Here is a 21,959-nt window from a genome sequence, read left to right on the forward strand (position 1 = left end):
TACAAATATACTGGGTTCAGAAATTTATAGTGAGTCTCGTTTTTTTATAATAGGTCATGATGATTGGGATAAATTAGAGTATTTTATTAACTCATCTGTTAAACCAATGGATTATGATAATTTATATAAATTCAGTCCTGATAAAATGATGTCAACAATTGTTGCTGATTTTATAGGCAAATAAAACTATTAAAACAGTGAGTTTTACTCAATTAATGAGAGTTTCTATGAAAATAGCATTTATCGGAGAAGCGGTTTCTGGATTTGGTGGCATGGAAACGGTTATCCGCGATGTCATTAATACCTTCAGGCAACAACACATCCAAAGTGAAATGTTTTTCTTTTGTCGCAATGACAAAATGGATAAGGGATGGTTGGAAGGTATTGAATACTCGTGTTCATTTTCCAATATTCGGTTAGGTTTTTTGCGTCGAACGAAACATATTCATGCTTTAAGCAAATGGCTTCAGGATTATCAGCCAGATGTTGTTATTTGTATTGACGTTATCTCGTGTTTGTATGCGGCCAAAGCACGTAAAAAATCAGGAATTGATGTGCCAGTATTTTCATGGCCACATTTTTCTTTAGATCACAAAAAACATGCTGAATATATCACCTGTGCCGACTATCATTTAGCAATCAGCTCTGGCATTAAACAGCAAATGATTAATCGGGGTGTACCAGAATCGACGATAAATGTTATTTTTAATCCAGTCGAAGCTAAAGACACAGTCATTCCTGCGCCTGAGGAAGGCGAAACGGCAACGTTCATTTATGTTGGGCGTATGAAATTCGAGGGACAGAAGCGGGTTAAAGACCTCCTTGATGGCTTATCACAAGCTCAAGGTAACTGGAAACTCCATGTATTGGGTGATGGCTCCGATTTTGAAAAATGCCAGGCTTATAGTAGAGAATTAAATATTGATGATCGAATTGTCTGGTATGGTTGGCAACAACATCCTTGGGAATTAGTCCAGCAAGATATTAAAAAAGTGAGTGCGTTATTACTCACGTCATCTTTTGAAGGTTTCCCAATGACTTTACTTGAAGCTTTATCATGGGGAATTCCTTGTATCAGTGCCGATTGTGTCTCCGGACCTGCTGACATTATTCAATCTGATGTTAATGGTCATCTGTATCAACCGGGAGATATTACTGGTTTTGTAACTCTTCTGAATAAATATATAGCAGGTGAAATTCATATCGAACATGGGAAAATTCCTTCATCGATAGATAAGTTTTATAAACCGAAGTATTACGACAGATTACATAAGATAATTATTTCTGCTATTTCCCGGAGGAAATAATGCAGCAGGTGTTTTTCCAGGAAACTGAGTTTCTTAATTCAGTTATTGATTATAATCATAAAGTAGAAACAGAAAATCTTTGTCTGGACATCGCTTATGGAACTGACAAAAATTTTCTTTTTGGTTGCGGAATATCGATTGCTTCTATATTAAAATATAATGAAGGAAGTCGATTGTGTTTCCATATTTTTACTGATTATTTTGGTGATGATGATCGTAAGTATTTTGATGCCCTGGCGTTACAGTATAAAACCAGAATTAAAATATATCTGATTAATGGTGATCGACTTCGATCATTGCCAAGTACCAAGAACTGGACTTATGCAATATATTTTCGATTTATTATTGCGGATTACTTTATTAATAAGGTGCCTAAAGTCCTTTATCTGGATGCAGATATCATTTGCCAGGGGGCTATTGAGCCACTAATCGATTTCTCGTTTCCAGACTATAAAGTCGCAATGGTTGTTACGGAAGGCCAGGCTGACTGGTGGGAAAAACGCGCACATTCGTTAGGTGTTGCGGGGATTGCTAAAGGTTACTTTAACTCCGGTTTTTTATTTATCAATACAGAACAATGGGCAGTCGAGCTGGTTTCTGCGCGAGCCATTGCAATGTTAAATGAACCAGAAATAATCAAAAAAATAACACATCCTGATCAGGATGTATTAAATATGCTGCTGGCAGACAAACTTATTTTTGCTGATATTAAATATAACACCCAGTTTAGCTTAAATTATCAACTCAAAGAAAGTTTTAAAAACCCAGTAAACGGAAATACTATTTTTATCCATTATATCGGTCCAACCAAGCCCTGGCATGACTGGGCCTGGGATTATCCTGTATCACAAGCCTTTATGGAGGCAAAAAATGCTTCGCCATGGAAGAATACGGCGTTGCTGAAACCTAACAATAGCAATCAATTAAGGTATAGCGCAAAACATATGCTTAAAAAGCATAGATATCTAAAAGGATTTAGCAATTATCTTTTGTATTTTATTAAAAAGATAATGCATTAAAACTGGGAAACTATAAAATAATGATATAAGGGTAGCATTGTGGACTCATTTCCTGCCATAGAGATAGATAAAGTTAAAGCCTGGGATTTTCGGCTAGCTGATATAAATACTTCTGAATGTTTAAATGTTGCCTATGGTGTCGATGCTAATTATCTTGATGGTGTAGGTGTTTCTATCACATCAATTGTTCTAAATAATCGACATATTAATCTTGATTTTTATATTATTGCTGATATCTACAATGATGACTTTTTTCAAAAAGTCGCAAAACTTGCAGAACAATACCAATTAAGAATCACGTTATATAGAATTAATACTGATAAGCTTCAGTGCTTGCCTTGTACACAGGTCTGGTCAAGAGCAATGTACTTTCGTTTATTTGCATTTCAATTGTTGGGTTTAACGCTTGATCGTTTGCTTTATCTTGATGCGGATGTTGTTTGTAAAGGTGATATTAGCCCGCTATTGCATCTGGATTTAAACGGAGCGGTGGCTGCTGTTGTTAAAGATGTTGAGCCAATGCAGGAAAAGGCAGTATCAAGGTTGTCTGATCCTGAACTACTGGGGCAGTACTTTAATTCTGGTGTCGTTTATTTAGACTTAAAAAAATGGGTTGACGCAAAACTAACAGAAAAAGCGTTGTCTATTCTTATGAGCAAAGATAATATTTATAAATATCCTGACCAGGATGTTATGAATGTCTTACTGAAGGGAATGACAATATTTTTACTTCGTGAGTACAATACAATTTATACAATTAAAAGTGAATTAAAAGATAAAACACATCAAAACTATAAAAAGTTGATTACAGAAAGTACTCTTCTTATTCATTATACAGGTGCTACTAAACCGTGGCACAAATGGGCAATATATCCATCGGTGAAATACTATAAAATAGCGTTAGAAAATTCCCCCTGGAAAGATGACTCTCCGCGAGATGCAAAATCAATTATTGAATTTAAAAAAAGATATAAACATCTGTTAGTGCAACATCATTATATCTCAGGAATCATAGCAGGAGTCTGTTATCTTTGCCGAAAATATTACCGTAAATAACATTTAACTGGTTTATCATGATTCAGAAGAACAAGATCAAAGACTTAGTTGTTTTTACCGATGAAAGCAATTCAAAGTATCTCAATGTATTAAATGACTTCTTGTCTTATAATATAAATATCATCAAAGTTTTTCGTTCTATTGATGATACGAAAGTCATGCTTATTGATACCGATTACGGTAAATTAATACTTAAGGTCTTTTCCCCGAAAGTTAAGCGTAACGAACGTTTCTTTAAGTCGCTGTTAAAAGGTGATTATTACGAACGCCTTTTTGAGCAAACCCAAAAAGTACGAAATGAAGGGTTAAATACCCTCAATGATTTTTATTTGTTGGCTGAGCGAAAAACCTTACGATTCGTCCATACTTATATTATGATTATCGAGTATATTGATGGTGTAGAGTTGTGTGATATACCCGATATTGATGATGTGCTAAAAAATAAAATTCAGCAATCAATTAATTCATTGCATCAACATGGTATGGTTTCTGGTGATCCTCATCGTGGTAACTTCATTATAAAAAATGGTGAGGTTAGAATTATTGATCTTTCAGGAAAACGTGCTTCAGCACAGCGTAAAGCGAAAGATCGTATTGATTTAGAGCGTCATTACGGTATTAAAAATGAGATTAAAGATCTAGGTTATTATCTTTTAGTATATCGTAAAAAAATGCGCAATTTTATGCGGCGTTTGAAAGGGAAACCAGCACGCTAAAATAGAAATATCCCGCAATTACTTGTCTTCGTTAGGCATTTTTACACGGAGTTATTTATTTCACAGGTTTATCATGAAGAATATTCGATACATTGACAAAAAGGATGTTGAAAACCTGATAGAAAATAAGACATCTGATGATGTTATTATTTTTCTGTCTGGTCCCACATCGCAAAAGACGCCTTTGTCGATATTACGGGCAAAGGATATTATTGCTGTCAATGGTTCAGCGCAATATCTGTTAAGTCATAATATTGTTCCCTTTATATATGTACTTACAGATGTTCGCTTTTTACATCAGCGTCGTGATGATTTTTATAAATTTAGCCAGAGAAGTCGTTATACCATAGTAAACATTGACGTTTATGAACACGCTTCCGAAGAAGATAAACTTTATATCCTCCAGAACTGCCTTGTATTACGGTCTTTTTACCGCCGGGAAAAAGGTGGTTTTATAAAGAAGATCAAATTTAATATATTGAGTCAGATTCACAAAGAACTGCTGATCTCTGTACCTTGGTCTAAAAGAGGTCGTCTGGTCGGATTTTGCAAGGACATCAGTTTTGGTTATTGCTCATGTCATACTATTGCCTTTGCTGCAATTCAAATAGCATATTCACTGAAGTATGCACGGATTATTTGTTCTGGTCTGGATTTAACTGGTAGCTGCTCGCGATTCTATGATGAAAATAATAATCCCATGCCCTCAGAATTGAGTAGGGATTTATTCAAAATATTACCATTCTTCCGTTTTATGCGTGATAATGTAGAAGATATTAATATTTATAATTTATCTGATGATACAGCTATTTCTTACGATGTAATTCCATTCATTAAACTTCAAGAAATCAGTACCGAAGAATCAAAAGATGAGACAAGAATAAAAATACAATATGAAGTCTCAACTGATTCTTATGCTAATTAAACATCATGAAACTAAAATAATATGGTATAAAAATGCGCCTAGGAACTTTTCATAAAAAGAAAAGATTTTATATAAACAAAATCAAGATTAATTTCCTTTCTTTTATATTTCGTAGGGAAATTAATAATCAAGTTACAGAACCTGCGCAAGTTAAATCATGTCTTATAATTCATGATAATAATAAACTCGGTGATCTAATTGTATTAAGTTCGATTTATCGTGAACTTTACAGTAAAGGGGTTAAAATAACCATTCTCACAAATAGAAAGGGTGGGGAGTTTCTCTCTAATAATAAAAATATATTTGATTTCTGTATTAAAGAATCAACTGGCTTCCTTAAAATGCTTAGTCTATGTAAGCATCTGCGGGATTTACAGTTCGATATTGTATTAGACCCCTTTGAAACTATGCCTTCATTTAAGCATAGTTTAATATTATCAAGTTTAAAAGATTCTTACATTTTGGGTTTTGATCAATGGTATAAGCGTTACTATTCATTTTACCATCCCCACGATGAATGTTTAAAAGAACACATGAGTACACGAGCAACAGAAATACTGAAGCATATTTATGGTGAGGGTGAATTTTCCACCGACTACGACTTGCATTTACCTGTAGATGTTGAAAATAAAATAAAAGATTTTATTGGAAATACAAAAATAGTCATCATTAACCCATTAGGTGCAAAAAAAATATGCCGACTTACTCCTGAACAAATAAAATTTATATATCAAGAAGTGAAGATATGGTTTAAAAATTATCGAGTGATATTTACCGGGTTACCGCAAGATTTATTGACAATACCAATATCTGAAATTGAAACACTACCTTTCAACGAATTTATTTATACTGTTGCGTTGACCAGGTATAGTGATTTTGTCATTTCTGTTGATACAGCTCTTGTTCATATCGCTGCGGCTTATCATAAACCAACGCTTGCATTTTATCCTAATTCACGTGCTCCGGAATATCCCTCACATTTAATTTGGGCTCCGAATAATCATCAATCTATACAAATAGTATCCCCAACATTTACGGTAAAAGATATCGATACTGAAACTTTAACTGATTCAGTAAAGAGATTAAGTTGTATAGATAAGAAGTGAGTTTTAACTCACTTCTTAAACTTGTCTATTCTTGATTAATAGTATTGTTGCGATTATTAATAACGAGTAAGAGAACTATGGCGGATATAACGATAATTGGAATGCTGCGTGCCCATATGATCACATCACTGAGTCCAACCCCCATAATACCAAGCGTTAATATCAACAAACCCAATGCGCGTTTTTTATATGCTGTATAAAATAGTGAGAAATAGAAGAATATAGTGGAAAAAATTCCCATCATACCTTTCAGTGAAGCAGCTTCAATTATCTCATTATGCAGATGTACGTTAGAAAAATCCAATGCCCCTCTCAGTCTGCTGTGTTCTGCGACTAACAAATTCATACTTTCAGCGCGCGACTCTGCAGATCTAAATGAAAAAGGTGATTCTTTGAATATATCTAAACCAATTTCATACATTGCTAGTCTTGCACCTAAGGAAGTCACGCTATTAGCATTGGTGTAACTGTTTAAATCATTTAACGCTTCATTATAACGATATTGAATTGGTTTATTTAATATAATTACAACACTAGCCAATATGGTAATTAGTAGAATGATAGCGGTGCTGAATTTTTTTGGTGATTTGTTATAATAAGCTATTAATGCAACAGTACAAATCACAGGGAAGAGCAGTAGGGCTGCTCTGGTTTGTGTTAGTGCCAGAACATAAAGCACCGCGCAACTATTTAATAAAAATAAAAAAGGATGATTTTTTTTAGTATAAAGAATTGCAACACCACTAACTATGCCTATTAACATAGTTGAATATGCCGCTCCTGTTGCCGTTCCTATACCAAAAGAAATGCGATCATGTTCATAAATGCTATTAATATAAAATGCATATGCGGCAATTATAAATGACAGAGAATACATAACATATAATGCAATTTCTTTTTTTTGTTTTAGTTTGCTGGTAAGGGCTAAAAAAACAATAAAAGAACCAAATAAAAATATTTTGGCAGTATTTAAGTAATTATGGTAAGTAGCACGAAATGGTGAGTTATCTACTTTAAATAAAGAATACCAAATTAAATCAAGCAATCCTATAAAAAATATAGAAAGGGGAAGAATAAGTTTTTTTATATTATAATTTCCTTGTCTACCACGTAAAATTAGTGATAATAAGCAAACTACAGCAGTGATATTATATATCTTTATGCTGAAAGTGTTATCGACGAATGCAATTATCAACGAAAAAAAACTTAATATATAAGTCATTATCTCTAAAATCGTAGATGATTTTAGAGCATAAGGTTTCCATGATTGGAGTTTAATGAAGGTTGGCATGTTTTACCTTTATAATGATGATAATTTTTCTAAAACTGCGTGACCGTTGAGATTAATTAAGCTTTTCCCCGGGGCCCTACAAACCACCTGATTCTTCCCATATCCGCCAATTAATCCCGGATCGGTCGGTCCATAAACAGTGATATTGGGTTTATCCAGAGCCGCAGTTAAATGGCTTAACCCCGTATCTACCGAAACCACGAATTTCGCCCCGGCCAGCACTCGGGCAACTCCTTCCAGACTCATCTTCGGCAATACGTCGACATAATCAAATCCCTTCGCCAGCCTTTTCGCCCGAGCTTCTTCATGCGGTGCGCCCCAAGGGAGTTTAATGCGGATCCCCGAATCTGCCAGCAAGCCGATTAATTCTCGCCAGTGCTCTTCCGGCCAGTGCTTATCATCACGGGTCGTGGCATGCAGAAATACAGCATATTCACCAGCATCCGGTAGTGGATTTGTCAGGAAATGCTGCGCAATAGCATAATCGCCCTGGGTTTGTGGTTTGCTATACCCCAGGCTTTTAGCGAACAACTCACGGGTTCGTTCTACGGCGTGCTGCTGTTTCGCAATATGGTGCTTGCGATTATAAAACAGGCTTGCCAGTGGTTCGCGAGCAGTTTGCCAGTCCATTCCATGCTTAACGCCATGCGCCAGACGTGTCACCAGCGCGGCACTTTTTACCAGTCCTTGCGCATCAATAATCGCGTCATAGTTTTCCGCCCGTAGCGCTTCACGAAACGCTTTCCGCTCTGCTTTAACAGGCGCTGAAAACCACGCTTTACGCCAGCGACGTATCGCTACCGGAATAACCCGCTCAACGGCGGCGTGCCAGGAAGGAATTTGTGCAAAACCTTCTTCCACCACCCAGTCAAACGTAATCCCCGGGATTGCCTGCTGTGCATCGGTGAGCGCGGGCAGCGTGTGGAGAACATCGCCCATCGACGATGTTTTGACGATCAGTACCCGCATCCGTCAGGCTTCCTCTTGTAACAACAGCGTGTTGAGTTCTTCCAGCACGAGTTGTGGCGTAATGTCGACCAGGCTCTGGTGATAACCCTCTGCGGCGTCACCTTTACGCACTTTGTGATAACCCGTAATCAGGCGGATCACCCGCGCTTTATGGGAAAGCGGCGGTGTGAAGTCCGGGCTGCTCGGGCCATACAGTGCAACCAGTGGGCGATTAAGCGCTGCCGCAACGTGCATCAGCCCTGAATCATTAGTGACAATGGCTTTACAAGCCGCAATCAGGATAACCGCTTGATCAAGCTGCGTTTCCCCTGCCAGATTACGACACCACGACTGCTGCTCGGTATTCAATGCCGCAAGGATCTCATTACCCGCTTCATGATCTTTAGCCGAGCCAAACAGAACCACCTGATAACCTTCATCAATGAGCTGTTTCGCCAGTTCCGCGTAGTGGTAGTGCGGCCAGCGTTTTGCCGGACCAAACTCTGCACCAGGGCAAAAGCCAATCATCGGGCGTTCTGATGAGAGGGAAAATTGATTACAGGTATACGATTTTTCACCTTCGCTCACCTGTAGCTGCGGCCATAGCAGTGGCTGCGGCAGATCTTGTGCTGTGCGCATAATGCCTTTGTCGTAGGCCAGCGCGACATAGCGTTCCACCATCAGTGGCCAGGCTTCTTTATCAAGTACGCGAACATCGTTGAGTAAACCATAGCGCATTTCACCACGCCAGCCGGTGCGATGAGGAATACCTGCGAAGAAAGGCACTAATGCTGATTTAAAGGAGTTGGGTAAGACGTAGGCGCGGTCGTAACGTTTTTCGCGCAGGCTATGCCCCAGCTTGCGGCGTTCGCTAATCTCCAGCGCCCCATGACCGAGGGGCATGGGAATGGCTTCGTTGACTTCCGGCATCCGCGACAATAACGGACGGCACCAGGCAGGTGCCATCACGTCGATTATCGCCTGGGGATAGCGCGCCTGGAGCGTACGATAGAGACTTTGCGACATCATCATGTCGCCAACCCAAGACGGGCCGATCACCAGTATTTTCATTCAAAGCTCTTATGCGTCGCGATTCAACCAGGCCATATATTCCGTTACGCCTTCGGCAACGGTTTTGAATGGTTTGTCATAACCCGCAGCACGCAGGTTAGTGAGATCTGCCTGGGTGAATGCCTGATAACGGCCTTTCAGTTTATCCGGGAACGGAATGTATTCGATCTGGCCTTTCTTGTGATAAGCCAGCGTCGCATCCGCCACGGCCTGGAAAGATTCTGCACGACCGGTGCCGAGGTTAAAGATGCCGGAAACGCCATTTTCCAGGAACCACAGGTTCACATCAGCCACGTCGCCCACGTAGACGAAGTCGCGTTTAAAGTTTTCGCTACCTTCGAACAGTTTCGGTGATTCACCGTTGTTAAGCTGAGTGTTGAGATGGAAAGCGACGCTCGCCATGCTGCCTTTATGGCCTTCACGCGGCCCATAAACGTTGAAGTAACGGAAACCGACAATCTGCGAGTTCGCTTCTGGCAGGATTTGACGAACATATTCATCAAACAGGAATTTTGAGTAACCGTAGACGTTCAGTGGTTTTTCGTATTCGCGGGATTCGATAAAGTCGGAGGTGCGTCCGCCATAGGTGGCTGCGGAAGATGCATACAGGAATGGGATTTCGCGTTCCAGACAGTAGTGCAGCAGCTCTTTGGAGTATTGATAGTTGTTATCCATCATATACTTGCCATCCCACTCGGTGGTGGAAGAGCACGCGCCTTCATGGAAAATCGCTTCGACATCACCGAACTCTTCGCCAGCCATAATCTGGATCAGGAAGTCTTCCTTATCCATATAGTCTGCGATATTCAGATCCACCAGGTTCACAAACTTGGTGCCGTCTTTCAGGTTGTCCACCACCAGAATATCGGTGATGCCTTTATCATTCAGGGCCTTAACGATGTTGCTGCCGATAAAGCCCGCGCCGCCGGTAACGATGATCATAACTGTAACCTTCGAATTATGGAGTCAGAGACAATCTCAGACACGAATACTTCTATCATATCACTACACGGCGTTGGCTTCAGCCATTCACCGAAAGTGAGAATGATGGGCGTTATTTATTCTAAATTTTACAGAAGTGTTAACGCGTCATCTCGTCGCGACCTGTAAGTTTGGGTAATATGTGCGGGAATTTGTCCTGTCTGGAGAGTCGCAATGCGTGGAGAATTTTATCAGCAGTTAACTAACGACCTGGAAACCGCAAGGGCGGAAGGGTTGTTTAAAGAAGAGCGCATTATCACGTCTGCGCAACAAGCGGACATCACTGTGGCTGATGGAAGCCACGTCATTAACTTTTGTGCCAATAACTATCTCGGGTTGGCGAACCATCCTGAGCTGATTGCGGCGGCAAAGGCGGGAATGGATTCTCACGGTTTCGGGATGGCTTCAGTACGTTTTATTTGCGGTACTCAGGATAGCCATAAAGAGCTTGAGCAGAAACTGGCAGCATTCTTGGGTATGGAAGATGCGATTCTCTACTCATCCTGTTTTGACGCCAACGGTGGTCTGTTTGAAACGCTGCTGGGCGCAGAAGACGCCATTATCTCTGACGCGCTGAATCACGCTTCGATCATTGACGGTGTGCGTCTGTGCAAAGCCAAACGCTATCGCTACGCCAATAACGATATGCAGGAGCTGGAAGCGCGGCTGAAAGAAGCGCGTGAATCCGGGGCGCGCCATGTGTTAATCGCCACCGATGGTGTGTTCTCTATGGATGGCGTAATTGCCAACCTGAAAGGAGTTTGCGATCTCGCGGATAAATACGACGCTTTGGTGATGGTCGATGACTCTCATGCTGTCGGTTTTGTCGGTGAAAACGGCCGCGGTTCTCATGAATACTGCGACGTGATGGGCCGTGTCGATATCATCACCGGCACGCTGGGTAAAGCGCTGGGCGGTGCTTCCGGCGGTTACACCGCGGCGCGCAAAGAAGTGGTTGAGTGGCTGCGCCAGCGTTCTCGTCCGTACTTATTCTCCAACTCGCTGGCACCGGCCATTGTCGCCGCTTCCATTAAAGTGCTGGAGATGGTCGAAGCGGGCAGTGAACTGCGTGACCGCCTGTGGGCGAACGCGCGTCAGTTCCGTGAGCAGATGTCAGCCGCTGGCTTTACCCTGGCGGGTGCCGATCACGCCATTATTCCGGTCATGCTTGGTGATGCTGTAGTGGCACAGAAATTTGCTCGTGAGCTGCAAAAAGAGGGCATTTACGTTACCGGTTTCTTCTATCCGGTCGTACCGAAAGGTCAGGCACGTATTCGTACCCAGATGTCTGCGGCGCATACTCCTGAGCAAATTACGCGTGCGGTCGAAGCGTTCACGCGTATTGGTAAACAACTGGGCGTTATCGCCTGAGGATGTGAGATGAAAGCGTTATCCAAACTGAAAGCGGAAGAGGGCATCTGGATGACCGACGTTCCTGAACCGGAACTCGGACATAACGACCTGCTGATTAAAATCCGTAAAACAGCCATCTGCGGGACTGACGTTCACATCTACAACTGGGATGAGTGGTCGCAAAAAACCATTCCGGTGCCAATGGTCGTAGGCCATGAATATGTTGGTGAAGTGGTTGGTATTGGCCAGGAAGTGAAAGGCTTCAAAATTGGCGATCGCGTTTCCGGTGAAGGCCATATTACTTGCGGTCATTGCCGTAATTGCCGTGGTGGTCGTACTCATCTGTGCCGCAACACGATCGGCGTTGGCGTTAATCGTCCGGGTTGCTTCGCTGAATATCTGGTGATCCCGGCATTCAACGCCTTCAAAATTCCCGACAATATCTCCGACGACTTAGCTGCGATTTTCGATCCGTTCGGTAATGCGGTACACACGGCGCTGTCGTTCGATCTGGTTGGCGAGGATGTGCTGGTTTCTGGTGCGGGGCCAATTGGTATTATGGCGGCGGCGGTAGCAAAACACGTCGGCGCACGCAACGTGGTGATCACCGACGTTAACGAATACCGTCTGGAGTTGGCGCGTAAAATGGGCATCACTCGCGCGGTTAACGTTGCCAAAGAAAACCTCAATGATGTAATGGCAGAACTCGGCATGACCGAAGGGTTTGATGTTGGTCTGGAGATGTCCGGTGCGCCAGCGGCGTTCCGCACCATGCTGGACACCATGAATCACGGCGGTCGTATTGCAATGCTGGGTATCCCGCCGTCTGACATGTCTATCGACTGGACAAAAGTGATCTTTAAGGGCTTGTTCATTAAAGGCATTTACGGCCGTGAGATGTTCGAAACCTGGTATAAAATGGCGGCGCTGATTCAGTCTGGTCTGGATCTCTCGCCAATCATTACCCATCGTTTCTCCATCGATGATTTCCAGAAAGGCTTTGACGCCATGCGTTCTGGCCAGTCTGGGAAAGTTATCCTGAGCTGGGATTAACACAAAAAAGGGCTGGCATTCCAGCCCTTTTTCCTGAGGATAATCCGTTAAATATGTAAAATCTTGTCAGTACAATAAAGAATAAGTAATTGCGCTGTTCTCTTATATAGCTGTTCTCATTATCTCTCTAACCTGAAGTTACTCTCTCACCCGTAAAAATAATATCTCACCGGCTTAATAGTTTCTTAATGCAAAGCCTGTACAAAGGAACGGTAATTTCAGAGGTCGTCGGTAACTTATGATGAACAGCACCAATAAACTTAGTGTTATTATCCCGTTATATAATGCGGGCGATGATTTTCGCACGTGTATGGAATCTTTAATTGCGCAAACCTGGACTGCTCTGGAAATTATTATTATTAACGATGGTTCAACGGATAATTCTGTTGAAATAGCAAAGCATTACGCGGAAAACTATCCGCACGTTCGCTTGTTGCATCAGGCGAATGCTGGCGCATCGGTAGCGCGTAATCGTGGGATTGAGGCGGCGACGGGCAAATATGTCGCTTTTGTCGATGCAGATGATGAAGTCTATCCCTCTATGTACGAAACGCTGATGACAATGGCGCTAGAGGACGATCTCGACGTGGCGCAGTGCAATGCTGACTGGTGTTTTCGTGATACCGGGGAAACCTGGCAATCTATTCCCACCGATCGCCTTCGCTCAACCGGCGTGTTAACTGGCCCGGACTGGCTGCGGATGGGGCTTTCTTCCCGCCGCTGGACTCACGTTGTCTGGATGGGCGTTTATCGCCGCGATGTTATTGTAAAAAATAACATTAAATTTATTGCCGGATTACATCATCAGGATATTGTCTGGACAACAGAATTTATGTTTAACGCGCTGCGCGCGCGATATACCGAGCAACCATTATATAAATATTATCTGCATAATTCGTCAGTGAGTCGTCTGAATAGACAAGGGAATAAAAACCTTAATTATCAACGCCACTATATTAAAATCACGCGTCTGCTGGAAAAATTAAATCGCCAGTACGCCGACAAAATTACGATTTATCCGGAATTTCATCAGCAAATAACGTATGAAGCATTGCGCGTTTGCCATGCGGTACGTAAAGAGCCGGATATTATTACCCGCCAGCAGATGATTGCCGAGATATTTACTTCCGGCATGTATAAGCGCCTGATTACTAATGTGCGCAGCGTGAAGGTGGGTTATCAGGCGTTGCTGTGGTCTTTCCGCTTATGGCAATGGCGCGACAAAACACGGTCGCACCATCGCATTACGCGTAGCGCCTTTAATTTGCGCTAGCGTTAAGTTTTGCCGCTTCGGGCTGTTTGCCCCAGCCTTGCCACTGATGCTGGAAGTAAACGATCAGTGTGCTCTGGCTGATGCTTTCGCTTAATACTTCAAAGAAGCGATTAGCATAAACCGGTTCCAGCGGTTTCTTCGGTTTACACAGCTTCACACCACGGAACGGATTACGCGGCGCGTTGGGCACGGTGTTTTTCGGCGGAGTCGATGTATCGACCTGCGGTTCATTCAGCAAGCTGCTGGCTTTCACCAGCGTAATGTCTGGCGGCAGGTTATAAACCATCTGCTGCAGCACACGTACCGTTGAAGGGTGAGGATGACCAATGGCGATCGTCGAACCGTTGCGACGCGCCAGTTCAATTGCGCGATTAAACTGCACACGAATATCCGCTTCGTTTTGCGAATCGTCGAGGAATACCTTCCGTTTAATAACTTTCACGCCAGTACCTTGCGCAGCGCGCATCGCCTGGGTATTGCCGATGGTTACGCTGTCGAGGAAGTAAAGATTGTAACGTGCCAGCGCCTGCATCACTTTCTGCATACCAAACAGGTTCGAGGTCATCTTGCTGCCCATGTGGTTGTTGATCCCCACAGCATAGGGCACGTTATTGACTGCACTGCGAATGATGCGCTCAATTTCGTCGCTACTCATTTCCGGGCGCAACGTATTTTTTTCCAGCGGCTGTTTACTCAATGGTGCCATCGGCAGATGAATCAACACTTCGTGACCGCTGTTATGCGCTTTGGTCGCCATCTCTCTGGCGTGCGGCGAGTCGGGTAGCACGGCGACGGAGATAGCGGATGGCATCGCCAGCACCTGGTTTTCGTTGTGCGGGCGATAGCCAAAATCATCAATAACGATGGCAAGTTTGCCAGCAAGTACGGGGGAGGAAAGCGCCAACAGAGCGGCAAATGCAAGAACGTTACGACGAAATGGAAACAAAACTTATCTTCCCAACCACGGCTGTGGATTGACCGCCTGACCCTGGCGGCGAATTTCGAAATAGAGTGAAGGCCGACCCTGACCGCCACTGCTGCCCACTAGTGCAATTGGCTGACCCGCGCGAACCTGCGAGCCAACGCTCACCAGTGCGCTCTGATTATAGCCGTAAAGACTCATATCGCCTTTACCGTGCTCAACCACCACCACCAGACCGTAGCCTTGCAGCCAGTCAGCCAGAATTACTCGACCGTCGGCAATCGCTTTAACTTCAGTGCCTTCAGAAGCACCAATAACCATCCCTTTCCAGCGCAGCTCGCCCTGTAGCTGTTCGCCATAGCGATGCAGTGTTGGCCCACGAACAGGCCAGAATGCCTGACCACGCGGTGCACCTAAACCACCGGTACGGGACATCAGCGATTTTTCGCTTTCGGTTGGTTTGTAGGTGGTGCCTTTGCGCGTCGCTTCTTTCTGCCTGTCGCGCACTGCCTGGGCTTCGCGCGCTTCACGTTCAGCACGTGCTTTCGCTGCCGCTTCTGCACGAGCAATGCTATTGCGCAGACGAGATTCGTTGGCGCGCAGCTCGCTTAACTGTTGCTGACCTTGTTGAATGGAAGACTCCAGCCCTGCCAGCGTCTTCTTACGCTCATTCAGCGCCTGGGTCAGCTTCGCCTGTTGGGCGCGCTGTTCATATAACAGTGTTTGTTGTTCGCTCTGTTTCTCTTCCAGTTCAGCACGCTGCATGGCAACTTCTGCGCGCGTCTGCTTCAGCTCAGCGATGGTTTCTTGTCGTGCCTGGTTGAGGTAACCGAAGTAAGCCTGCAAACGCTGGCCGCGCTGGCTTTCTTCACCGCTAAGAATGAGCTGAATACCGGTATGCTCACCCTGACGAAACGCGGCATCCAGTTGCGCGGCGAGGCTGCGTTCCTGAGCGGCTTTTTGCTGCTCCAGCTTAGCAATTGACGCGTTCATCTCATCAATCTGTTTATTCAGTTGATTGAGCGTGTTTTGCGTTTCGCGCAGCTTACGGGTGGCTTCAGAGATCGCCTCTTCCTGCTTTTTCAATTGTGCGAGCAGGCTTGCGCGTTGTTGCTGTTGTTGGCGTACCGCGCGCTCTTTCGCGGCGATATCGGCCTGAATAGACTTGAGTTGGTCGCGGTCATCCGCCTGGGCGGAAAAAGTGCACAACAATACGCCAGCGCTAAGAACGCTGGCGTAAATGATGGGCCTGACTGCAAACCTGCGCGGTTTCGTGGCCCGTGTCATGGTATTAATCGCCTTTCCCCTCATGGGGAGGGATTATTCCACGATGAACAGCGGCTTACCAGTCATCTCTTGCGGGATTTCCATACCCATTAAAGAGAGCATGGTCGGCGCGATGTCAGAAAGTTTGCCACCTTCAACCGCTTTCACGTTCTTATCGCCAACGTAAATCAGCGGAACAGGCAGGTTGGTGTGCGCCGTGTGCGCCTGACCGGTAGCCGGATCGCGCATCTGTTCAGCGTTACCGTGGTCAGCGGTGATCAGCAGTTGACCGCCAACAGATTCAACGGCTTTCGCCACTTCATCCACGCAGTGATCCAGCGCTTCTACCGCTTTAACTGCCGCTTCCATCACCCCGGTGTGACCTACCATGTCGCCGTTCGGGTAGTTACAGATGATGGTGTCGTATTTGCCGCTCTTGATTGCCGCAACCAGTTTTTCGGTCAGTTCTGCGGAGCTCATTTCCGGTTGCAGGTCGTAGGTCGCGACTTTCGGTGAGTTGATCAGAATGCGATCTTCGCCTTTGAACGACTCTTCTACGCCGCCGTTAAAGAAGAAGGTGACGTGGGCATATTTTTCGGTTTCGGAAATACGCAACTGAGTTTTGTCATTTTTCGCCATCCACTCACCGAAGGTGTTAACCAGAGAGGCTGGTGGGTAAGCCACTGAGGTTTTGATGTCGGCGGCGTATTCGGTCAGCATCACGAAATCAACGTTAACCACTTTCTTACGGGCGAAACCGTCGAAATCAGCGTTAACGAACGCGCGGGTGATTTCACGGGCACGGTCAGCACGGAAGTTCATGAAAATCAGTGCGTCGCCGTCTTCCATTGCTGCATCTGGCTGGCCTTCGGCACGGATGACAGTCGCTTTCACGAATTCATCGTTTTCGTCACGAGCATAAGCGGCCTGCAAACCGGCAACGGCGGTATCAGCCTGGAATTCGCCCTGCGCCAGAGTCAGCAGGTCATAAGCTTTTTCAACGCGATCCCAACGGTTGTCGCGGTCCATCGCGTAGTAACGACCAATAATGGACGCTACGCGGCCTTTACCCAGTGCGGCAAATTTCTCTTCGAATTTTTTCAGAGAAGCTTCAGCGCTGCGCGGTGGGGTGTCGCGACCGTCGAGGAATGCGTGCAGATAGATTTTTTCTGCGCCACGTTCAGCGGCCAGTTCTACCATTGCCATGATGTGATCTTCGTGGCTGTGTACGCCGCCAGCGGAGAGCAGACCCATAATGTGTACAGCTTTGCCCGCGTTTTTCGCTTTATCTACCGCGCCAGTTAGCACCGGGTTAGCGAAGAACGCGCGATCTTTGATTTCAACGTCCAGACGAGTCAGGTCCTGATACACGATGCGGCCGGCACCCAGGTTAACGTGACCTACTTCGGAGTTACCCATCTGACGGTCAGGCAGACCGACTTCCAGACCGGAAGCGTCGATCAGGGTATGCGGACGATTGGCCCACAGTGCATCCATTACCGGGGTTTTTGCACTAAAAATGGCGTTATCCTGCTGTTCTTCGCGATAGCCATAGCCATCCAGAATCACCAGTACCATAGGTTTTTTAGAAACCGACATTGCGACAACCTCATACTCAAGAGTCAAAATTTGCGTAATTTTACTACAGCTGAATCGATAAAATAGCCTCTGAAGATCAAATTATGACGCCGCACAGTGAAAGCCGGGGGCTGATTTGCGATTTTTTTTCGTAGCGCCCCGCAAAATTGCATTCCAGTGCACGCGCTGGCTGTATTTGCCGCAACGCGCAGGTATACTCCTTTCCTGGTTTTTTTAATCACTACGTCGGGAGTTGTTACCCCCCATGCAAGAAATTATGCAATTTGTCGGCCGCCATCCCATGCTGAGTATCGCCTGGATCGCGTTACTGGTGGCGGTCCTGGTTACTACGTTCAAAAGCCTGACCTCGAAAGTGAAGGTGATTACACGTGGTGAAGCGACGCGTCTGATCAACAAAGAAGACGCTGTGGTTGTGGATTTACGCCAACGTGATGACTTCCGTAAAGGCCATATCGCTGGCTCTATCAATTTGTTGCCGACCGAAATCAAAACCAACAATGTTGGTGAGCTTGATAAGCACAAAGACAAACCGGTTATCGTGGTTGACGGTTCTGGCATGCAGTGCCAGGAGCCAGCAAACGCGCTGACGAAAGCTGGGTTTGCGCAAGTATTTGTGCTGAAAGAAGGCGTAGCTGGCTGGGCTGGCGAGAACTTGCCTCTGGTGCGCGGCAAATAATTTACCTGTCGTTTTTTATGCCGCTGATAGTTAGCTGCAATTATGCCCCCAGTGACTTATTGATATAAGCTTCTGGGGATATTCTATTTTGTCGCTACCCTGCAACATAAAACAACAGGTAAAAAACAGGAGCTAAATTATGGCCAATGTTGAAATTTATACCAAAGAAACCTGCCCTTATTGCCATCGTGCGAAAGCATTGCTGAGCAGCAAGGGCGTGAATTTCCAGGAACTGCCGATTGATGGCAACGCCGCTAAGCGTGAAGAGATGATCAAACGCAGTGGCCGCACCACGGTTCCGCAGATTTTTATTGACGCACAGCACATTGGCGGCTGTGACGACTTGTATGCATTGGATGCACGTGGTGGACTGGATCCTCTGCTGAAATAACGTGTGAACGTTGGCATTACATTGCGCAGTATTTAAGGACAACACTTAAGGGTTTTCTACACATGTCAGAACAAAACAACACCGAAATGACTTTCCAGATCCAGCGTATTTATACCAAGGATATTTCTTTCGAAGCGCCGAACGCGCCGCACGTTTTCCAGAAAGATTGGCAGCCAGAAGTTAAACTTGATCTGGATACGGCATCTTCCCAACTGGCAGATGACGTTTACGAAGTGGTACTGCGTGTTACCGTAACGGCATCCCTGGGCGAAGAAACCGCGTTTCTGTGCGAAGTTCAGCAGGGCGGTATTTTCTCCATCGCGGGTATCGAAGGCACCCAGATGGCACATTGCCTGGGCGCATACTGCCCGAACATTCTGTTCCCGTATGCTCGTGAATGCATCACCAGCATGGTATCCCGCGGTACATTCCCGCAACTGAACCTTGCGCCGGTTAACTTCGATGCTCTGTTCATGAACTATTTACAGCAGCAGGCTGGCGAAGGTACTGAAGAACATCAGGATGCCTGATGAACCAACGTAATGCTTCAATGACTGTGATCGGTGCCGGCTCGTACGGCACCGCTCTTGCCATCACCCTGGCAAGAAATGGCCACGAGGTTGTCCTCTGGGGCCATGACCCTGAACATATCGCGACGCTTGAACGCGACCTTTGTAACGCCGCGTTTCTCCCCGATGTGCCTTTTCCCGATACGCTCCACCTTGAAAGTGATCTCGCCACTGCGCTGGCAGCCAGCCGTAATATTCTCGTCGTCGTACCCAGCCATGTCTTTGGTGAAGTACTGCGGCAGATTAAACCGTTGATGCGTCCTGACGCGCGCCTGGTATGGGCAACCAAAGGGCTGGAAGCGGAAACCGGGCGTCTGTTACAGGACGTGGCGCGCGAAGCGTTAGGCGATCAAATTCCGCTGGCGGTTATCTCTGGCCCCACTTTCGCGAAAGAGCTGGCAGCAGGTTTACCAACGGCTATTTCGCTGGCCTCTACCGACCAGGATTTTGCTGACGATCTCCAGCAACTGCTGCACTGCGGCAAAAGTTTCCGTGTCTACAGCAACCCGGATTTCATTGGCGTGCAACTTGGCGGCGCGGTGAAAAACGTCATTGCGATTGGTGCGGGGATGTCTGACGGTATCGGTTTTGGGGCGAATGCGCGAACGGCGCTGATTACCCGTGGCCTGGCTGAAATGTCGCGTCTGGGCACGGCGTTGGGTGCCGAGCCTGCCACCTTTATGGGCATGGCAGGCCTGGGTGATCTGGTGCTTACCTGTACCGACAACCAGTCGCGTAACCGCCGCTTTGGCATGATGCTCGGTCAGGGCATGGATGTACAAAGTGCGCAGGAGAAGATTGGTCAGGTGGTGGAAGGTTACCGCAATACGAAAGAGGTTCGCGAACTGGCGCATCGCTTCGGCGTTGAAATGCCAATAACCGAGGAAATTTATCAAGTATTATATTGCGGAAAAAACGCGCGCGAGGCAGCATTGACACTATTAGGTCGTGCACGCAAGGACGAGCGCAGCAGCCACTAAACCCAGGGAACCTTTGTTACCGCTATGACCCGGCTCGCGCAGAACGGGCCGGTCATTACCTCATCGTGTGGAGTAAGCAATGTCGTGTGAAGAACTGGAAATTGTCTGGAACAATATTAAAGCTGAAGCCAGAACGCTGGCGGACTGTGAGCCAATGCTGGCCAGTTTTTACCACGCAACGCTACTCAAGCACGAAAACCTGGGGAGTGCATTGAGCTATATGCTGGCGAACAAGCTGTCATCGCCCATTATGCCTGCCATTGCTATTCGCGAAGTGGTTGAAGAAGCTTATGCCGCCGACCCGGAAATGATCGCTTCTGCGGCCTGCGATATCCAGGCGGTGCGTACCCGCGACCCGGCAGTCGATAAATACTCAACGCCATTGTTATACCTGAAAGGTTTTCATGCCTTGCAGGCGTATCGCATTGGTCACTGGTTGTGGAATCAGGGCCGCCGTGCACTGGCAATTTTCTTGCAAAACCAGGTATCTGTGACGTTCCAGGTCGATATCCATCCGGCGGCAAAAATTGGTCGCGGTATCATGCTCGACCACGCGACGGGCATCGTCGTTGGTGAAACGGCGGTAATTGAAAATGACGTGTCGATTCTGCAATCCGTGACGCTCGGTGGCACAGGTAAAACCAGCGGCGATCGTCACCCGAAAATTCGTGAAGGCGTGATGATTGGCGCTGGTGCGAAAATTCTCGGCAACATTGAAGTTGGTCGTGGCGCGAAGATTGGCGCAGGTTCCGTGGTGCTGCAACCAGTGCCGCCGCATACCACTGCCGCTGGCGTTCCGGCGCGTATCGTCGGTAAACCAGACAGCGATAAACCGTCAATGGATATGGATCAGCATTTCAACGGCATTCACCATACGTTTGAGTATGGCGATGGGATCTGATGTCCTGTGATCGTGCCGGATGCGATGCTAACGCATCTTATCCGGCCTACGGTAACTAATCTCTCAACACCGCCCCCGGATACCCCAACTGCCGCCAGGCTTCATACACCACCACCGACACCGCATTGGACAGGTTCATGCTGCGGCTGTCCGGCACCATTGGAATACGAATTTTTTGTTCAGCGGGCAGGGCGTCAAGGATGGTTGCGGGTAAGCCACGTGTTTCCGGGCCGAACATCAGATAATCGCCATCCTGATAACTTACGGCGCTATGTGCGGGCGTACCTTTAGTGGTAAGGGCAAACAGACGCTGGGGATTTTCCGCCTCAAGAAACGCGCTATAGTCATGATGACGCGTAACGGCGGTAAATTCGTGGTAGTCCAGCCCCGCGCGGCGCAGGCGCTTGTCGTCCCAGGCAAATCCCATCGGTTCGATGATATGCAGACGAAAGCCGGTATTAGCGCAAAGACGAATGATGTTGCCAGTGTTTGGCGGAATTTCTGGTTCGTAAAGTACGATGTTTAGCATACTGCCCCCTTAGTGCGGGGGCAGGAT

22 protein-coding genes and 1 pseudogene are annotated in these 21,959 nt (G+C 45.9%); 15 read left to right on the top strand and 8 right to left on the bottom strand.

The annotated features are described in order from the left end of the window. The 7 genes and pseudogenes from C0K55_RS13355 to C0K55_RS13385 form a co-directional block, all read left to right on the top strand. A pseudogene (locus C0K55_RS13355) lies at positions 1–184 on the top strand (lipopolysaccharide biosynthesis protein); the annotation flags it as partial. Positions 185–227: 43 nt separating this feature from the next. Further along, a complete protein-coding gene (gene waaB, locus C0K55_RS13360; RefSeq protein WP_061090975.1) occupies positions 228–1,307 on the top strand; it encodes a lipopolysaccharide 1,6-galactosyltransferase in 1,080 nt (359 codons plus the stop codon). Next, positions 1,307–2,326 (top strand): lipopolysaccharide 3-alpha-galactosyltransferase, encoded by a 1,020-nt coding sequence (gene waaO / locus C0K55_RS13365; RefSeq protein ID WP_061090974.1) that lies wholly within the window; start codon positions 1,307–1,309, stop codon positions 2,324–2,326. The genes waaB and waaO overlap by 1 nt, the downstream gene beginning before the upstream one ends. 39 nt (positions 2,327–2,365) lie before the next feature. Continuing rightward, positions 2,366–3,382 carry a lipopolysaccharide 1,2-glucosyltransferase RfaJ gene (gene rfaJ, locus C0K55_RS13370; RefSeq protein ID WP_061090973.1) on the top strand — a complete coding sequence of 339 codons (1,017 nt, stop codon included), beginning with the start codon at positions 2,366–2,368 and terminating at the stop codon, positions 3,380–3,382. 17 nt (positions 3,383–3,399) lie between these two features. Beyond that, entirely contained in the window at positions 3,400–4,098 is a 699-nt protein-coding gene (gene rfaY / locus C0K55_RS13375) for a lipopolysaccharide core heptose(II) kinase RfaY (RefSeq protein ID WP_000615163.1), read from the top strand. 73 nt (positions 4,099–4,171) lie between these two features. Next, a complete protein-coding gene (waaZ, locus tag C0K55_RS13380; RefSeq protein ID WP_061090972.1) occupies positions 4,172–5,023 on the top strand; it encodes a 3-deoxy-D-manno-oct-2-ulosonate III transferase WaaZ in 852 nt (283 codons plus the stop codon). Between the two features lie 32 nt (positions 5,024–5,055). Further along, positions 5,056–6,129, top strand: coding sequence for a glycosyltransferase family 9 protein (locus tag C0K55_RS13385; protein ID WP_001236429.1), 1,074 nt, complete (start codon positions 5,056–5,058; stop codon positions 6,127–6,129). Between the two features lie 25 nt (positions 6,130–6,154). On the opposite strand, the gene C0K55_RS13390 is transcribed toward C0K55_RS13385, so the two are convergent. From C0K55_RS13390 to rfaD, 4 genes are read right to left on the bottom strand one after another with little or no spacing between them, the layout of a single operon-like run. Beyond that, positions 6,155–7,420: an O-antigen ligase family protein gene (locus tag C0K55_RS13390; protein WP_061090971.1), complete on the bottom strand. Its 1,266-nt coding sequence runs from the start codon at positions 7,418–7,420 to the stop codon at positions 6,155–6,157. Between the two features lie 9 nt (positions 7,421–7,429). Further along, positions 7,430–8,389, bottom strand: coding sequence for a lipopolysaccharide heptosyltransferase RfaC (rfaC, locus tag C0K55_RS13395; RefSeq protein ID WP_105266827.1), 960 nt, complete (start codon positions 8,387–8,389; stop codon positions 7,430–7,432). Positions 8,390–8,392: 3 nt separating this feature from the next. After that, complete coding sequence (gene rfaF, locus C0K55_RS13400) at positions 8,393–9,439, bottom strand: ADP-heptose--LPS heptosyltransferase RfaF (protein ID WP_000699256.1); 1,047 nt, start codon at positions 9,437–9,439, stop codon at positions 8,393–8,395. 9 nt (positions 9,440–9,448) lie between these two features. Continuing rightward, a complete protein-coding gene (rfaD, locus tag C0K55_RS13405) occupies positions 9,449–10,381 on the bottom strand; it encodes an ADP-glyceromanno-heptose 6-epimerase (RefSeq protein ID WP_000587764.1) in 933 nt (310 codons plus the stop codon). Between the two features lie 213 nt (positions 10,382–10,594). Between rfaD and kbl the strand changes: the two genes are divergently transcribed. The 3 genes from kbl (at position 10,595) to waaH (ending at position 14,099) form a co-directional block, all read left to right on the top strand. After that, on the top strand, positions 10,595–11,791 hold the full coding sequence (kbl, locus tag C0K55_RS13410) for a glycine C-acetyltransferase (RefSeq protein WP_001213851.1): 1,197 nt from the start codon (positions 10,595–10,597) through the stop codon (positions 11,789–11,791). 9 nt (positions 11,792–11,800) lie between these two features. Beyond that, on the top strand, positions 11,801–12,826 hold the full coding sequence (tdh, locus tag C0K55_RS13415) for an L-threonine 3-dehydrogenase (protein ID WP_000645981.1): 1,026 nt from the start codon (positions 11,801–11,803) through the stop codon (positions 12,824–12,826). A gap of 238 nt (positions 12,827–13,064) precedes the next feature. After that, positions 13,065–14,099 (top strand): UDP-glucuronate:LPS(HepIII) glycosyltransferase, encoded by a 1,035-nt coding sequence (gene waaH / locus C0K55_RS13420; RefSeq protein WP_000982071.1) that lies wholly within the window; start codon positions 13,065–13,067, stop codon positions 14,097–14,099. On the opposite strand, the gene C0K55_RS13425 is transcribed toward waaH, so the two are convergent. The 3 genes from C0K55_RS13425 to gpmM are packed head-to-tail and all read right to left on the bottom strand — an operon-like array spanning position 14,086 to position 17,886. Beyond that, on the bottom strand, positions 14,086–15,045 hold the full coding sequence (locus tag C0K55_RS13425) for a divergent polysaccharide deacetylase family protein (RefSeq protein WP_000483843.1): 960 nt from the start codon (positions 15,043–15,045) through the stop codon (positions 14,086–14,088). The genes waaH and C0K55_RS13425 overlap by 14 nt on opposite strands. Before the next feature lie 3 nt (positions 15,046–15,048). Continuing rightward, a complete protein-coding gene (gene envC, locus C0K55_RS13430; RefSeq protein ID WP_001517464.1) occupies positions 15,049–16,308 on the bottom strand; it encodes a murein hydrolase activator EnvC in 1,260 nt (419 codons plus the stop codon). A gap of 33 nt (positions 16,309–16,341) precedes the next feature. Then, positions 16,342–17,886, bottom strand: coding sequence for a 2,3-bisphosphoglycerate-independent phosphoglycerate mutase (gpmM, locus tag C0K55_RS13435; RefSeq protein ID WP_001517465.1), 1,545 nt, complete (start codon positions 17,884–17,886; stop codon positions 16,342–16,344). Between the two features lie 244 nt (positions 17,887–18,130). Between gpmM and C0K55_RS13445 the strand changes: the two genes are divergently transcribed. The 5 genes from C0K55_RS13445 (at position 18,131) to cysE (ending at position 21,403) form a co-directional block, all read left to right on the top strand. Further along, entirely contained in the window at positions 18,131–18,562 is a 432-nt protein-coding gene (locus tag C0K55_RS13445) for a rhodanese-like domain-containing protein (RefSeq protein ID WP_105266828.1), read from the top strand. Positions 18,563–18,701: 139 nt separating this feature from the next. Continuing rightward, positions 18,702–18,953 (top strand): glutaredoxin 3, encoded by a 252-nt coding sequence (grxC, locus tag C0K55_RS13450; RefSeq protein ID WP_000024387.1) that lies wholly within the window; start codon positions 18,702–18,704, stop codon positions 18,951–18,953. Between the two features lie 62 nt (positions 18,954–19,015). Beyond that, positions 19,016–19,483, top strand: coding sequence for a protein-export chaperone SecB (gene secB, locus C0K55_RS13455; protein ID WP_000003377.1), 468 nt, complete (start codon positions 19,016–19,018; stop codon positions 19,481–19,483). Beyond that, a complete protein-coding gene (gene gpsA, locus C0K55_RS13460; RefSeq protein WP_105266829.1) occupies positions 19,483–20,502 on the top strand; it encodes an NAD(P)H-dependent glycerol-3-phosphate dehydrogenase in 1,020 nt (339 codons plus the stop codon). The genes secB and gpsA overlap by 1 nt, the downstream gene beginning before the upstream one ends. 79 nt (positions 20,503–20,581) lie before the next feature. After that, a complete protein-coding gene (gene cysE / locus C0K55_RS13465) occupies positions 20,582–21,403 on the top strand; it encodes a serine O-acetyltransferase (RefSeq protein WP_001277564.1) in 822 nt (273 codons plus the stop codon). Positions 21,404–21,458: 55 nt separating this feature from the next. Here the strand turns inward: cysE and trmL are convergent, their stop codons facing one another. Then, entirely contained in the window at positions 21,459–21,932 is a 474-nt protein-coding gene (trmL, locus tag C0K55_RS13470; protein WP_000932355.1) for a tRNA (uridine(34)/cytosine(34)/5-carboxymethylaminomethyluridine(34)-2'-O)-methyltransferase TrmL, read from the bottom strand. Positions 21,933–21,959: the final 27 nt, after the last annotated feature.

The organism is Escherichia sp. MOD1-EC6098 (genome assembly GCF_002965865.1).
In the GTDB taxonomy this organism is placed as follows: Bacteria; Pseudomonadota; Gammaproteobacteria; order Enterobacterales; family Enterobacteriaceae; genus Escherichia; species Escherichia marmotae.